This is a genomic window from Paenibacillus sp. PK4536 (assembly GCF_028594455.2).
In the GTDB taxonomy this organism is placed as follows: Bacteria; Bacillota; Bacilli; order Paenibacillales; family Paenibacillaceae; genus Saccharibacillus; species Saccharibacillus nuruki.
The window spans coordinates 4,369,009-4,383,402 of record NZ_CP126313.1 but is presented as its reverse complement, the minus strand read 5'-3'; the positions used below and the strand labels follow the sequence as shown (position 1 = coordinate 4,383,402).

Here is a 14,394-nt window from a genome sequence, read left to right as displayed (position 1 = left end):
TATACAAAACAAGCACTGTTTAAGATAATGGACAAAATAAAAAAGCTGCTCGATACAATAATATCTTGTATCAAGCAGCTTTCTTTTATTTAGACTATAAATTATACCAATACCACTTCTTGTGCTTTGTTCAAGTTAGGTAAGTCGACAAGTGCAGATAATACATCTTTGTTAACATCTTTATCTACCGTCAAGATCATAATTGCTTCGCCGCCTTCTTGCTTACGTCCTACTTGCATGGATGCAATATTGACATCTTTTTGACCGAGTAGTGAACCCACATTACCGATAATACCTGGCTTATCGGTATGAGAGATAAGAATTTGGTGACCGCTTGGCAATACATCGACAGAATAATCATTAATACGCACGATGCGCTCGCCATAACCAGCTAACAATGTACCGGCAACACGAGGTTCTTCGCCGTTTTGTCCTTTTAGGCTCACCGTAATCAAGTTAGTAAAACCTTTCGTCGATGGAGCACTTGTAATGATCACGTTGAGATCTCGTACTTTAGCAAGGTGCATCGAGTTCACGATATTTGCTTCGTCTCCCATATGACGGGAAAGAATACCTTTTAGAATATAACGAGTCAACGGTTGAGTATCGACTTCAGATAGGTCACCTGCATAATCAATACGAATTTCTTGAATCGCTTGTGTTGCCATTTGAGCCGCAAAGCTACCTAATTTCTCACCGAGGGAGAAGTAAGGTTGCAATTTGTTCATCACACTTGCTGCGACTGGAGGCATGTTAACAGCATTTTTGAAAGGCTCATCACGCAAAATGTGCAATACTTGCTCAGATACATCAATCGCTACATTTTCCTGTGCTTCAATCGTAGATGCACCTAAATGTGGAGTTACGATAATTTGAGGATGACTCAAAAATGGATGATCGGCTTGAGGAGGTTCGCTTTCAAATACGTCAAAAGCAGCACCAGCTACAATACCTTCATTCACAGCTGTAATTAAAGCCGTCTCATCAATAACCCCACCACGTGCACAGTTAATAATACGCATGCCTTTTTTCATGACCTGGAATTGAGCAGTAGAGATCATATGTTTTGTTTCTGGCGTTAACGGTGTATGTACCGTCATAAAATCAGCATTGCGGATAATTTCGTCTACACTGGCTAAAGTTACACCCATTTTATCTGCACGTTCTTGCGTTAAGAATGGATCGTATCCCAAAATTTCCATCCCGAATGCTTTGGCACGCTTCGCCACTTCGCTACCGATGCGACCCATACCGAGTACACCTAACGTTTTGTTACGAAGTTCAACCCCGAGGAAAGATTTACGATCCCAAGTACCGCCGATAGTTTTGGCATATGCTTGAGGAATATGACGAGCTAGAGCCATCATCATTGCAAAAGTATGTTCACAGGTAGTGATTGTATTACCGTCTGGTGCATTGATAACAATGATACCGCGTTCTGTTGCAGCATTCAGATCAATATTGTCTACGCCTACACCTGCACGTCCAACGACTTTGAGCTTGGTGGCAGCGTCCATTATTTTTTTAGTGACAGTTGTTTGACTACGTACAAGTAAAGCATCGTAGTCGCCAATAATAGCCACTAATTCATCTTCGCTAAGTCCAGTCTGCTTATCCACAATAATATCTTGAGCGTCTACCAATTGCTGAATTCCTAGATCACTAATCGGGTCTGATACCAATACCTTAAACATAATTTCTTTCCTCCTCCAAAATGGTCAGTCTCTGTACAATCGTTATTTGTCATTTATATAAACACTCGCATCTGCTGTCAGCGCTGAAAACAGCTATGCTATGCTAATATCTATCGTACACATTCTTTTTGGCGAGTTCAATGAGTGAACGCACTACCGCATGAAAGTGAAAATCATACAAAAAAAGCACCCATCCGCACACTACTACTGTAGCAAAGGGACGAGAGCTGTCGTGGTACCACCCTAATTCGCTGTTCTTTCACAAGAATCAGCCTTATGGTCAATGTATTGACCGGATCGCTAACGGGATCAACCGACTGTACCTACTTGAGTTCAATACAGTGACTCAGGATCGCTCAAAGATAACATTTGGCTTACCGATTTGCACCAACCATCGGCTCTCTGAAAACCATCATGTACCTTTTTTCCTTCATAGACGTTAGAATCATTTAATTTTTCATAATGTAACATGGGTTACATATCATGTCAATACAGCAAAGTGAGAAAGTCATAACAAAAGTCCAAAATGAATTTTATCTGAAACGACAAATGTATTCGAACGTAAAGATGTGAGATAATACAATCGTAAATAATTAGGAGCAGAGATAGAAGCTTGTATCCGATAAAATGATATAATAGACAGATACACTATTTTACGTAGCTAAAGGATTGTGATTATGAAAAAAAGCAAGTTTCGTTCATTCAAGATCAAACGAGTACAACCTGAACAATTAACCGATAAATTATTATTGATTAATTTGTATTTAACTCAAGGATTAACACTACTTGTGGGACTGATATGGATATGGTTACAAGGTCGTAATCCATTCACATTGTTAAAGTTACCACAAGAGCTTACATTTATTTTTTGGGGATTAGGACTTGCAGCGCTAATGCTAATTGTTGATCTGTTTATTTCCAAAGTCGTGCCTGAAAATAGTATGGACGATGGCGGAATTAACGAAATGATCTTCAAAAATCGTCCAATCTGGCATATTATTATCATTACACTACTGGTAGGGGTCTGCGAAGAGATTTTGTTTCGGGGAGCTATTCAATATGCAGTAGGTCCTTATTGGACTAGCATTATATTTGCAGCTATTCATTTCCGTTATCTACGACATTGGATTCCTACAGCTTGGGTATTCGTCAGTAGCTACGCACTTGGGTATATATATATTGAATCCGGAACATTGTGGGCACCTATATTATGTCACTTTGCGATTGACCTGATATCCGGTCTAATTATTTCATTGCGGAGGGAAAAATGAGCGAGCGCCTAAGTAGGTTAGAACGTTATAGCAATACAGCAACAACACGAGAAACAAAACAATCCAGTAGAGTAGCCAAATACAGTAGTGGCGAAGAAGGACTTCTTACAGGAGGCCGTATTCGTTTACCAGCAGGTCGTAAAAAGAATGCTGCACATACCGTTCGTAGAGCTGTAAATGAACAAGGGGTATTGACACGATCTAGAACAGGCGAAGTTAGCGAAACCGATGAAGAAGAGAACGAAAAAGATAAAGAATATGTACCTCGAAGTACAATTTATCCCTCTCGAAAAATCAAAATTGCTAAGTTTTTTTATGGTTATCTTATTTTCTTGTTTGTTGCCTTGACGATTATGTTGTTATGGTGGGGGATTAAGCTATCTGGCTTTATGCCGAATTGGTATTGGCTTCAGAATTTAGCAGGTCGTTCTGGTCTATAACATCATTGCTGTGGAACACATTAATTCATCCAACAAAAAAAGCAAGAGTCGCAGTTATTACACTGTAACTCTTGCTTTTTCATTATTCGTTCAAAAGGATGATATTAACGCGCTTTAGGCTCAATCGCATTCGGATCAACAAAAGTATATCCTTTAGCTTCAAGTTTGGTTAATAGTTCATCCAATGCTTCAACAGTCCATGGCAATTCATGCATCAAAATAATACTGCCTGAATGTAATTGATCCATTACGTTAGAAATCACAGCATCTGGATCTTTTTGATTTACCCAGTCCAGTGAACCTACAGACCAGTTCATATACAGCATATTATGTTTTTTCGCTAAGGCATGCACAGTATCATTGGTAGCACCATTTGGAGCACGAAGGAAGCGCGGTGATTCATCAATTGTATCTTCGATCAGCTTCTGAGTGTCCTCGATTTGTTGAGTAACTTTGGCTTTGGATTCATGTTTGAGCACGATATGATCTTGTGTGTGATTACCGATAATTCCACCACGATCATGAATCAATTTCAGCAATTCAGGATGAGTTTTGATTCGATAGCCGTTAACGAAGAAAATCGCTTTAGCATTATGTTTGTCTAACGTATCCATCATGCTGTCGATCATTTTTTTCTCTTTCGGACCATCATCGAAAGTTAAAAGAATCACTTTTTTAGGCGTTTCTTTTGATTCTTTGTTAGGTACGATATCATAATTTTTGTTCATATGATATGTATATTCAGCAGGAGCTGTAGCTTCGCTGTCTTTGGCAGATGTACTTTCAGAAGATTGTCCAGTTGTCGTTCCTTCTGTAGAAGTCGCAGGAGTTGCCGGAGTCTCTGATGTAGCTGTCTCGCTACTTTCAGGTGTTGTTGCCGCTGGAGTGCTAGTATTACTTTGTTCTGTGCTTGTGGTAGGTGTTTCTGTAGTATTTGCCGGTGCTTGATTGCTACAAGCAGACAATATAATCACAGATAACAACAACCAACTTGCTGTTTTTTTAAACATACATTCACGCTCTTTTCTGTCTGAATTGTGAGAAAATAACATCATCAAAAACACGGTGGTGCAAAATACCGCATATGTAAATTAAATCCTTAAACCCTGTGCAAGGTCAACCACAAATATAAAACAATAAGTTACAATCTAGCTATAAATAGGACAAGACCTAAAAAGCACAAACTATTCTTTAAACAAAATAGGTAGTCACTGAAACATTTTTGAGACAAAATAGTCTACCCTATGTATTATTCGTAATCAAGCGTTTTAGTGCGTGCATTTAAGGATAATAAATGGTAACATACCTAATATAGCATTGCTATATTTATCATCGATATGAATAGGCAGTGACATAACCTATACTAATATAGCGGTTATGACCTATGTTTTCCAAGGGGGATCCTATTATGAAAATAGAACGATTGAGCTCAGACAAAATACGGATTTTCCTTACGTTTGATGATCTCACTGAGCGTGGAATTCAAAAAGAAGACATGTGGCAGGAAATTCCTAAAGTCCATGATCTTTTTACGGAAATGATGGATCAAGCGTATAGCGAGCTTGGATTTGATGCTACCGGTCCGCTTGCAGTGGAAGTATTTGCACTTCCTGCACAAGGAATGGTTGTTATCGTGACGCGTGGCAAGTATGACCAACACTTGGGCACGATCAATGAAGAAGATATGGCTGACGAAATATATGAAATGGAAGTTACGCTTGAAGAAACTGATTTTATAGCGTACTCTTTCAAAGATTTTGAAGTTCTTATTGAAGCAGCTCATACTCTCTCCAAAAATGTCACTGAAGCCGGACGGCTGTACCATTATAAAGATAAATGGATTTTGACGATGGATCCAGCTGATGTTGATCTAACAAAACACGCTGCATTGATCGCTGTATTGGCTGAGTTTGGTGATACAACATCATTAACAGAAGCTGTTTTAGAAGAATACGGCAAAGTCGTCATGGCTGAAAATGCAATCGCAACAATCTGTGAACATTTTGATCGTAACGACTAAGCCTTATATAAAGGCACTTCAGGTATATCCTTCGTATGTATAGCGTGAACCGACCGGAAGGAGTTCCTAATCGTATCAGCATTTGGCACAACGTCGGACAGGGTTTACGCAAGAATGGAGGGAGAATATCGAGTGTCTTTATTTTCGATCATGATGGCAGCAATAGCTCCGGGTATTGCTCTGTTGATCTATTTTTACCTCAAGGACAGATATGAACCAGAACCACTCCATTTGGTGATCAAATTTTTTTTCTTGGGCGTAGCTATCGTATTTCCTCTTATGATCATACAACGTACTATGGTGCTTGGACTCGGCGATAGTCCTTATGTATTTTCATTTTTAACGTCAGCAGGAGTCGAAGAATTCGCCAAATGGTTTATTATCTATCATATTTTGTATAACCATACAGAGTTCGATGAACCTTATGATGGAATACTCTATACTGTCGCACTATCACTTGGTTTTGCGACATTAGAAAATGTACTATATGCCTTATACAATTCCATGTCAGTCATGTCTTTACTATTAAGAGGATTACTTCCTGTTTCCGGACATGCTTTATTTGGAGTGATTATGGGCGATTATATCGGCAAAGCCAAATTTACGACAACAAAGCGTAAACGTAATATATTCCTTGCTTTAGGATTAATACTTCCTATTTTCTGGCATGGACTATATGATTTGATTTTGCATATGATGAGCCAATACTGGTTATGGTACATTATTCCATTGATGATTGTTCTCTGGTATGGAGGAATGAGTAAGATCACAAGAGCAAGTAACCGTTCACCTTTCCGCTTTATCAAACGTGAGGAAGAAGTTAACTTGTAGTATTTTCATAAAAAGTAATCAATCGATCTGTTGCTATAGTGCAGAGAAGGTTGATTGCTTTTTTTTGTGTAAAGTGGCAAATTAATACGTATCATTTATAGCGCAAAATGGTATAATTCGTATAACTATAAACGGTGTTGATCACATCAGGGTATCATTAGAAATGGTTGGATATTGTTCAAGGAGGAAGAAGGTATGTCGGTTCAATCGGGGGATATTATTTATTTTCAATTTCAAGCGGTAGAAGGAGATCAGACAGAGATTTATCAAGCGATCGTAGGACGTGTAGATGATGATTCTTTGTATATCGGACAGCTCAGTCACAAAAAGTCTTCTTCTGTTAAAAAATTAGTCTTAGGTGAAGAGTTGTATGCTTATTATTTGATTGATAATGAGATCAAACATTATTTTAGCACCATCGTAACAGGCTTCGATTCCACCTCTTCATTCAGTCGTATTCGCAAACCTCATCAAGAAGAAATTTCAGTGGTTCAAAGACGGCAATATTTGCGTGTTAAAGCTCAAATCGAAGTTGCAATCAAAAAAGAAGATCATCGCTTTGTAGCTATTACGGACAACGTAAGCGCAGGCGGTCTTTCTTTTACAACAGATGTCATGAATAAAATACAGAAAAATGATCTGCTAGAATGTTGGTTATTGCTTCATATGAAAAATGGCAAGATTGATCATATTCCTTTAACAGCCAAAGTGATGAGTGTGATTGATTCTACATCGCTGACTCCTAGATATTTAGCAGAGTACACTGTGATATCGGAAATGGATCGACAAAAAATGATACGGTATTGTTTTGAACGTCAATTCGATTTTAGAGTGCTTTAAATGACGTATGGTTTTTGCATGTTATATTGTACTGTGGTATAATTTGCTTGTCGCAGGCAATGCCTGCTTTTTTAGTGAGTTGTAGTATGAAGTGTTGAGGGGGATTCCCGATTGGTGCGCCAAGGATTAGAACATAGCGGGAAAATGAACATTGCGATTGACGGTCCTGCTGGGGCTGGTAAAAGTACAATAGCCAGGTTGGTAGCTAAACGTCTCGGTTACGTATATGTGGACACCGGTGCAATGTACAGAGCAGTAACATGGCATATGTTAGAACGAAATATCGATCCAGAAAATACTGTAGAAGTGCTTCAAGAGGCACAAAATCTGGTGATTGAATTAATACCGGATGAAGAAGGGCAAAAAGTCCTTGCTAATGAAGTAGACGTTACAGCAGATATTCGTAGCCTTGCCATAAACCGGATTGTTTCACGATATGCGCAAATCGAGGGGCTGAGAGTGAAGCTTGCAGCTTTACAGCGGCAAATGGCTTTGCGTAAAGGCGTTGTGATGGATGGACGCGATATCGGTACTCATGTGCTTCCGGATGCAGAAATCAAAGTTTTTATGACTGCTACTGTACAAGAAAGAGCAAGACGCAGATACGCAGAAATGAATGCTTCGGAAAGTATTACATTAGAGCAACTTGAACGTGAAATTGCAGCGCGTGATCAATTGGATGAACAGCGTGAATTTTCTCCGCTCGTTTGTGCAGAAGACGCCACAGTGCTTGATACTACTTTCATGCCTATTGAAGAAGTGGTCGAGAGTATTATTGCAATGGCACAGAGTGTGCAGTCAGGGAGAGTCTGATTCATGGTATATACCATCTGTAGCACCATTTTACGCATCTTGTATGTTTTTCTATTTAGACTTAAAGCTGTAGGTAAAGAGCACGTTCCCGAGCAAGGTGGAGTATTACTTTGTTCTAATCATATTAGTAATTTGGATCCGCCTACTGTAGGCATTCTGCTAAACCGTAAAGTTCGCTTTATGGCAAAGGAAGAGTTATTCAAAGTTCCTGTTCTGGGTCCATTGATTAGACAGCTCGGTGCTTATCCTGTCAAACGTGGCGGTGTAAGCAAAGAATCGATCAAAACATCCCTTTTGATTTTACGTGAAGGCGGTGTATTGGGGATTTTTCCTGAAGGTAGTCGTAATGCAGGAGATGCTGCTGCCAAAAATGGCGCTGCAAGCTTTGCACTACGAACCGATGCAGCAGTAGTACCTGTCGCTATTGTAGGTCAATACAAGCTGTTCGGCAAAACGAAAGTCGTCTATGGTCCACCTATTAATCTCGATGATTATCGGGGTAAAGGGGCAATAGGTACTGTAGATGAAGCAACAGACAAGATTATGCTAGCGATACGCCAATTAATTCAAGAAAATCAATAATGTTTAATGAAGTTTTGAACCCTGCATTTTGCGGGTTTAAATAAATGGGGTTTGAATTGAGGAGGGCATTGACATGTCGGAAGAAAATAATAACCAAGAAACTACCGAAGTTACAAACCAGGAGGCGCTTGATCAGTTCGTCTCACTGAACAAAGGTGACACTGTCACAGGAACGATCGTCAAAATTGAAGATAACCAAGCTTATGTAAGCATCGGATATAAATATGACGGTATCATTCCGATCCGTGAACTTTCTTCACTACAAGTAGACAATGCTTCTGCAGCTGTTGAAGTAGGACAAGAAGTAGAATGTAAAGTTGTAAGTATCGACGATGAGAAAGAGAAATTGGTTCTTTCCAAACGTGCGATTGACAGCGAAAATGCTTGGGAAGTTCTTGAAAAGAACTTTGAATCAGGCGAAATATTTGAAGTGACTGTATCAGACGTGGTTAAAGGTGGCGTAGTTGCTGATGTTGGCGTACGCGGTTTTATCCCGGCTTCTATGGTAGAACGTCATTTCGTAGAAGATTTCAGCGATTACAAAGGACGCACATTGCGCGTTAAAGTAAAAGAATTGGATCGCGAAAACAACAAAGTCATTCTTTCACAAAAAGATGTATTGGAAGCTGAATACGAAGCTAACAAACACACAGTGATGGAAAGTCTTAAAGAAGGACAAGAATTGACAGGTACTGTACAACGCTTGACTCAATTCGGTGCTTTTGTAGACGTTGGCGGCGTAGACGGTTTGGTTCACGTATCCGAGATCGCTTGGAATCACGTAGACAAACCATCTGATGTATTGTCTGAAGGCGACGAAGTAAAAGTAAAAGTACTTCGTGTTGACCCTGAAAAAGGTAAAATCAGCTTGAGTATCAAAGCTGCTCAACCAGGACCTTGGGATTCAGCTTCTGACAAATTCAACATCGGTGATATCGTAGCTGGTGAAGTTAAACGTCTTGTGAACTTTGGTGCTTTCGTTGAGATCGCTCCAGGAGTAGAAGGTTTGGTTCATATTTCTCAAATCTCTCACAAACACATCGGTACTCCACAAGAAGTTCTTGAAGAAGGACAAACGGTTTCTGTTAAAGTGCTTGATGTTAACACAGAAGAAAAACGTGTTAGCTTGAGTATCAAAGAAACAGAAGAAGCTCCTGCACAATCTGCTAAACCAGAACGCAGCAACAACCGTGGTGACAGAGCTCCTAAACAAGAAGAATTGAACAACCCTAACGTATCTCTAAGCAACCAAGGATTAAGCATCACTCTTGGCGAACGTTTCGGTGACAAATTAAGCAAATTTAAGTGATCATGAGCGAGTGATTTCCTCGCTTAAGCAAACATTAACATTTTAATAATGTTTGCACTGTTTTGAACTTCAAAACGATAGCGAGTGATTTTCTCACTTCATTATTTAAATCATAGTACGGGCTTTTTATGGACGGTCCATTGATAGTCAAGCGACCGCCTTTCTAGTAAAAGTCACTCAATCAATCGGCGAATCCGCAATGGATTCGTCGATTATTGGTTTTAAAGGAATAAATGAAACAGTCGTAAAGTTCATCATAATGTTAGCCAAGTGCAATGTTTTTTGCTATGATGAAAAGCGGAAAGAATGAACAGGAGGAATGGATCGTATGGCAAGACCTGTAGTTGCAATCGTGGGCCGCCCGAATGTGGGGAAATCCACAGTATTTAACCGCATGATCGGTGATCGGCTAGCTATTGTTGAAGATAAGCCTGGTATTACGCGTGACCGTATCTATGGAACATCTGAATGGAATGGTAAAGCATTCAGTGTGATTGATACCGGAGGTATCGAATTAGATGGGGAAGATATGATGCTGAAGTCGATTCGGATGCAAGCTGAACTTGCGATCGAAGAAGCAGATGTTATCGTATTTATGTGTGATGTCAAAAGCGGATTGACTCAATCCGATGAAGAAGTAGCTGGAATACTCTATCGTTCAGGTAAACCGATTATTGTTGCTATTAACAAAGTAGATAACATGGGTCGTATGAATGATATTTATGAATTTTATAATTTAGGATTTGGCGAGCCAATCGGAATCTCAGGAAGTCACGGTAGCGGTATGGGTGATTTGCTAGATGCTGTAGTGAAAGAATTGCCTGAAACTGTTGATGATGAGTATGGCGATGATGTAATTCGTGTAGCTCTAATCGGTCGTCCTAACGTAGGTAAATCTTCGTTGGTCAATGCGATTTTGGGTGAAGAACGTGTTATCGTAAGTAGTGTAGCAGGTACAACACGTGATGCGATTGATACTCCTTTTGAGCGTGACGGACAACGTTATGTATTAATTGATACAGCAGGTATGCGTAAACGTGGTAAAGTATATGAGAATACAGAAAAATATAGTGTCATGCGTGCGATGAAAGCGATTGAACGTGCAGATGTAGTGTTAACGGTTATCAATGGTGAAGAAGGTATTATTGACCAGGATAAACACGTAGCAGGTTATGCACATGAAGCAGGAAAAGCAGCTATTTTCGTAGTAAACAAATGGGATGTTGTAGAAAAAGATGACAAAACCATGCGTCAATTTGAATCCAATATCCGTGATCATTTCTTATTTATGAGTTATGCTCCTGTTGTATTCTTGTCTGCATTGACGAAGCAACGTGTTCACAAATTATTACCGGTTGTGCAACAAGTAGCTGAGCAACATGCACTACGTATTCCAACTCATTTATTAAATGATGTAGTCTCTGATGCGATTGCTATCAATCCTCCACCGACAGATAAAGGGAAACGGATGCGTATTAACTATGTAACTCAGGTTGCAGTTAAGCCACCAACAGTGATTGTCTTTGTGAATGAACCTGAAATGATGCACTTTTCGTATGAGCGTTATTTGGAAAATAAAATTCGTGCGGCGTTCGACTTTATTGGTACACCGATTCGAATATTTACACGCCGAAAATCAGCATCAGATAATTAAGGAGAGAAGCATGTGATTTTATCAGTCGTGGCTATTATTATTAGTTATCTGATTGGTTCGATCAGCTTTAGCGTACTTATTGCTAAATGGCTGAAAGGAATCGATATCCGTGATCACGGAAGCGGCAACGCCGGAGCAACCAATACATTGCGCGTACTAGGCAAAGGACCTGCTATATTTGTACTTTTGTTAGATGCGCTCAAAGGTGTGGCAGCTATTTGGCTTGGCGTTTGGTTCAGTATCGGGCTATCCGGACATACGATGTACTGGGTTCCTGCTTTATGCGGAATTGCAGCTATTTTGGGGCATAACTGGCCGATCTATTTCCGTTTTCGCGGAGGTAAAGGAATTGCAACAACGATTGGTGTTCTCGCCACGTTATGTATTGTTCCAACATTGATTGCAGGTGTATTCGCTATTGCATCGATTGTGATCACTCGTTATGTATCATTAGGTTCGTTAATTTTTGTTACGTTAACGCCTATTGTATTACTGATTCAAGGATATTCTGCACCGATTGTTACAGTCAGTGTAATTATCTGGTTGCTTGCAGTATGGCGCCATCAGACGAATATTGTCAAAATATTCAAAGGCACTGAAAACAAAATCGGATCCAAAGCAGACAAGGGAGGAAACAAAGTTGTCTGAAAAAGTGACCGTTCTAGTAGCTGGTAGTTGGGGAACTGCGCTTGCTTCTGTGCTTGCAGACAATGGTCTACAAGTAACCGTATGGGCGCGTAGTGAAGAGCAAGTTGCCGAGATGAATCAACAGCACACCAATACAAAGTATTTACCAGATGCAGTTCTGTCCACTCAAATTACAGCAACTTCTGATCTTGCTGCTGCAATGGATGGAACAAAAGCAGTTGTGATTGTTGCCCCTTCCAAAGCAATGCGTCAAGTATGTAGTGATCTTAAGCCTTATTACCATCCTGATATGCTCTGTATTCATGCGACCAAAGGGTTTGAAACTAAGACACTGAAACGCATGTCTACTGTCATCAGCGAAGAACTAGGCTGTTTAGAGTCAGATGTGGTTGTTCTATCTGGCCCTAGTCATGCCGAAGAAGTGGTGAAACGTCTACCGACTACGGTAGTGGTTGCTTCTCACAATGCCAAAGCAGCAGCGGCGGCACAGTCTTTATTTATGAATGAAGATTATTTCCGTGTCTATACCAATCTAGATCTAGTTGGTGTAGAGCTTGCAGGTGCACTTAAAAACATTATTGCGCTAGGCGCAGGAATGGTCGACGGTCTTGGATTTGGTGATAATGCCAAAGCCGCTTTGTTGACTCGTGGACTTGCTGAAATGGTACGTGTGGGTAGTGAAATGGGTGCGAATCCATTAACCTTTTCAGGACTTGCCGGGATTGGTGACTTGATGGTCACAGCTAGTAGCCAACATAGTCGTAACTGGAGAGCAGGCTATATGTTAGGTCAAGGCAAATCACTCGATGAAGTGATGGCTTCGATGAATATGGTTGTTGAAGGTATACGTACGACGGAAGCAGCACGGGATATCTCTTTAAAATACAATGTACAAATGCCGATAGCTGAGCAATTGTATCATGTGTTATTTGAGCAGAGTGATCCTCGTACAGCAGTAGAAACGTTAATGGGACGTAATCCCAAAAATGAAATGGAAGTCATGAAGCTAGAAACATGGCAACAATGGCATTCCTAAAAAAAGAAATAGGCAGGAACGACGGGGTAGATATCATCCTTTCGTTCTTTTTGCACAGGAAGGAGTAGGAAATCATGGTGGAAACGCAGCAGCAGGTACAGCAGAAAAAAGAGCTGATACCTTCTCTGGAGCAGCTTGTTCGTCTGCTTCAACCTTTGGAGGAGCAATCTCCATGGTTGCTTGGTGGAAGCTGTGGTCTTTTACTGCATGGTGTGAAATTAGACAAAGCTCCACGCGATATTGATTTATATACCGATGAGATTCGGATAGATACGCTTCACAAACAATTGTCGAGTGAGTTCTCTATTTTGGATGAACCAATACTTGACGAGACAAGAACCTATCGCTCAACATTAAGCCATTATCAGTTAGGTACTTATACGATCGAATTGGTAGGTGGATTTGAAGTTCGAGCCAGAGAATCCTATTATCGTGTGCATGTAGAGCCTGTGCTTTATCCTGCTGCTCCTGTATATACGCTAGAATCAGGTGGTAGTATTCATTTGATGCCTTTAGCCCATGAATTGATTTTTAACCTATTGCGTGATCGACCGGATCGTTACGAACCTATTAGTGAGCGTATTCGTGAGCAATCACAGGATCATGCAACACTGATTGAACAGATCATTCAACATAATGGATTTCACCCTCAATTTATGCAGCGTATACGTAGATTAGCTGGAATAAACGGTTAAAAGGAGAAAATAATGTCCAGAACAGACAAAGCTCAAGTCACCTTTTTGCCATCTGGTAAGTCAATACAGGTCAGTTCAGGAACCACAGTACTTACAGCCGCACGTAAAGCAGGCGTTCATATTGCTGTGCGTTGCGATGGCAAAGCCGCTTGTTTGATGTGCAAAGTGAATATTGCTCATCCGTATGATGAGGAGAATCAATCATGTATTTCAACAGCAGAACCTGCCGAAACACGTAAATTAGGAGTTTTGATCGGTCAAGGTGTACGATTGTCATGTCAAGCCAAAGTGATCGGTGATTTGACGGTAGAAGTTCCAGAAGATCGGCTGAAAGCCGCGATTCGCAAACAAATGGAGCAACAAAACGAAGATCTGAGTGATTGGTAGATAAAAAAGCGTAAAATGCTTGAAATTAAAGGGTGAGTATATTACTATAGGTTTGTTCCGCCTTCTGCGCTCTATAGGCAGTTGGTGATATTTTCGAAAATTCCGCGGTGTTTACGTATATTTCGTGCAAACGAAAAACCTAGCAGCAAGTGGAGCAATCGATACAAATACTTT

General features: G+C 40.2%; 15 protein-coding genes and 1 other annotated feature. Of the genes, 13 read left to right on the top strand and 2 right to left on the bottom strand.

Going from position 1 to position 14,394, the window contains the following annotated elements; genetic code table 11:
- Positions 1–101 precede the first annotated feature (101 nt).
- Positions 102–1,694 carry a phosphoglycerate dehydrogenase gene (serA, locus tag PO903_RS19465; RefSeq protein WP_069327895.1) on the bottom strand — a complete coding sequence of 531 codons (1,593 nt, stop codon included), beginning with the start codon at positions 1,692–1,694 and terminating at the stop codon, positions 102–104.
- A 213-nt stretch (positions 1,695–1,907) separates the two neighbouring features.
- Positions 1,908–2,137: a binding site (T-box leader), on the bottom strand.
- Between the two features lie 234 nt (positions 2,138–2,371).
- Between serA and PO903_RS19460 the strand changes: the two genes are divergently transcribed.
- Together PO903_RS19460 and PO903_RS19455 are read left to right on the top strand one after the other, a co-directional pair.
- Positions 2,372–2,965: a type II CAAX endopeptidase family protein gene (locus PO903_RS19460; protein WP_069327896.1), complete on the top strand. Its 594-nt coding sequence runs from the start codon at positions 2,372–2,374 to the stop codon at positions 2,963–2,965.
- Positions 2,962–3,405: a hypothetical protein gene (locus PO903_RS19455; protein WP_069327897.1), complete on the top strand. Its 444-nt coding sequence runs from the start codon at positions 2,962–2,964 to the stop codon at positions 3,403–3,405. Before PO903_RS19460 ends, PO903_RS19455 begins: the two co-directional genes overlap by 4 nt.
- 104 nt (positions 3,406–3,509) lie before the next feature.
- Here PO903_RS19455 and PO903_RS19450 read toward each other — a convergent pair whose 3' ends face one another.
- On the bottom strand, positions 3,510–4,415 hold the full coding sequence (locus PO903_RS19450) for a polysaccharide deacetylase family protein (RefSeq protein WP_137220640.1): 906 nt from the start codon (positions 4,413–4,415) through the stop codon (positions 3,510–3,512).
- Positions 4,416–4,813: 398 nt separating this feature from the next.
- On the opposite strand from PO903_RS19450, the gene PO903_RS19445 reads away from it, so the two are divergent.
- The 11 genes from PO903_RS19445 (at position 4,814) to PO903_RS19395 (ending at position 14,220) form a co-directional block, all read left to right on the top strand.
- Positions 4,814–5,425 carry a genetic competence negative regulator gene (locus PO903_RS19445; RefSeq protein WP_069327899.1) on the top strand — a complete coding sequence of 204 codons (612 nt, stop codon included), beginning with the start codon at positions 4,814–4,816 and terminating at the stop codon, positions 5,423–5,425.
- Between the two features lie 132 nt (positions 5,426–5,557).
- Positions 5,558–6,256 (top strand): glutamic-type intramembrane protease PrsW, encoded by a 699-nt coding sequence (gene prsW, locus PO903_RS19440; RefSeq protein WP_069327900.1) that lies wholly within the window; start codon positions 5,558–5,560, stop codon positions 6,254–6,256.
- Positions 6,257–6,451: 195 nt separating this feature from the next.
- The gene (locus tag PO903_RS19435) at positions 6,452–7,096 is read left to right on the top strand and encodes a flagellar brake protein (RefSeq protein WP_273594339.1); all 645 of its coding nucleotides are present in this window, start codon (positions 6,452–6,454) and stop codon (positions 7,094–7,096) included.
- Between the two features lie 111 nt (positions 7,097–7,207).
- Positions 7,208–7,909 carry a (d)CMP kinase gene (gene cmk / locus PO903_RS19430; RefSeq protein WP_371748177.1) on the top strand — a complete coding sequence of 234 codons (702 nt, stop codon included), beginning with the start codon at positions 7,208–7,210 and terminating at the stop codon, positions 7,907–7,909.
- Positions 7,910–7,912: 3 nt separating this feature from the next.
- The gene (locus tag PO903_RS19425) at positions 7,913–8,491 is read left to right on the top strand and encodes a lysophospholipid acyltransferase family protein (RefSeq protein ID WP_137220638.1); all 579 of its coding nucleotides are present in this window, start codon (positions 7,913–7,915) and stop codon (positions 8,489–8,491) included.
- A 73-nt stretch (positions 8,492–8,564) separates the two neighbouring features.
- Positions 8,565–9,800 (top strand): 30S ribosomal protein S1, encoded by a 1,236-nt coding sequence (gene rpsA, locus PO903_RS19420; RefSeq protein WP_273594338.1) that lies wholly within the window; start codon positions 8,565–8,567, stop codon positions 9,798–9,800.
- 328 nt (positions 9,801–10,128) lie between these two features.
- On the top strand, positions 10,129–11,454 hold the full coding sequence (gene der, locus PO903_RS19415; protein WP_069327905.1) for a ribosome biogenesis GTPase Der: 1,326 nt from the start codon (positions 10,129–10,131) through the stop codon (positions 11,452–11,454).
- Between the two features lie 12 nt (positions 11,455–11,466).
- On the top strand, positions 11,467–12,102 hold the full coding sequence (plsY, locus tag PO903_RS19410; protein WP_137220637.1) for a glycerol-3-phosphate 1-O-acyltransferase PlsY: 636 nt from the start codon (positions 11,467–11,469) through the stop codon (positions 12,100–12,102).
- Positions 12,095–13,138, top strand: a complete 1,044-nt coding sequence (locus tag PO903_RS19405; RefSeq protein WP_069327907.1) for an NAD(P)H-dependent glycerol-3-phosphate dehydrogenase — start codon at positions 12,095–12,097, stop codon at positions 13,136–13,138. The genes plsY and PO903_RS19405 overlap by 8 nt, the downstream gene beginning before the upstream one ends.
- Positions 13,139–13,212: 74 nt before the next feature.
- Complete coding sequence (locus PO903_RS19400; protein WP_069327908.1) at positions 13,213–13,833, top strand: hypothetical protein; 621 nt, start codon at positions 13,213–13,215, stop codon at positions 13,831–13,833.
- Positions 13,834–13,845: 12 nt separating this feature from the next.
- Positions 13,846–14,220: a 2Fe-2S iron-sulfur cluster-binding protein gene (locus PO903_RS19395; protein ID WP_069327909.1), complete on the top strand. Its 375-nt coding sequence runs from the start codon at positions 13,846–13,848 to the stop codon at positions 14,218–14,220.
- Positions 14,221–14,394: the final 174 nt, after the last annotated feature.

What these genes read in the sequence shown, in the direction of transcription:
- serA (WP_069327895.1), bottom strand. Translation starts at nt 1,694, where the DNA reads ATGTTTAAGGTATTGGTATCAGACCCGATTAGTGATCTAGGAATTCAG.
- PO903_RS19460 (WP_069327896.1), top strand. Translation starts at nt 2,372, where the DNA reads ATGAAAAAAAGCAAGTTTCGTTCATTCAAGATCAAACGAGTACAACCT.
- PO903_RS19455 (WP_069327897.1), top strand. Translation starts at nt 2,962, where the DNA reads ATGAGCGAGCGCCTAAGTAGGTTAGAACGTTATAGCAATACAGCAACA.
- PO903_RS19450 (WP_137220640.1), bottom strand. Translation starts at nt 4,415, where the DNA reads ATGTTTAAAAAAACAGCAAGTTGGTTGTTGTTATCTGTGATTATATTG.
- PO903_RS19445 (WP_069327899.1), top strand. Translation starts at nt 4,814, where the DNA reads ATGAAAATAGAACGATTGAGCTCAGACAAAATACGGATTTTCCTTACG.
- PO903_RS19435 (WP_273594339.1), top strand. Translation starts at nt 6,452, where the DNA reads ATGTCGGTTCAATCGGGGGATATTATTTATTTTCAATTTCAAGCGGTA.
- PO903_RS19425 (WP_137220638.1), top strand. Translation starts at nt 7,913, where the DNA reads ATGGTATATACCATCTGTAGCACCATTTTACGCATCTTGTATGTTTTT.
- rpsA (WP_273594338.1), top strand. Translation starts at nt 8,565, where the DNA reads ATGTCGGAAGAAAATAATAACCAAGAAACTACCGAAGTTACAAACCAG.
- der (WP_069327905.1), top strand. Translation starts at nt 10,129, where the DNA reads ATGGCAAGACCTGTAGTTGCAATCGTGGGCCGCCCGAATGTGGGGAAA.
- PO903_RS19400 (WP_069327908.1), top strand. Translation starts at nt 13,213, where the DNA reads ATGGTGGAAACGCAGCAGCAGGTACAGCAGAAAAAAGAGCTGATACCT.
- PO903_RS19395 (WP_069327909.1), top strand. Translation starts at nt 13,846, where the DNA reads ATGTCCAGAACAGACAAAGCTCAAGTCACCTTTTTGCCATCTGGTAAG.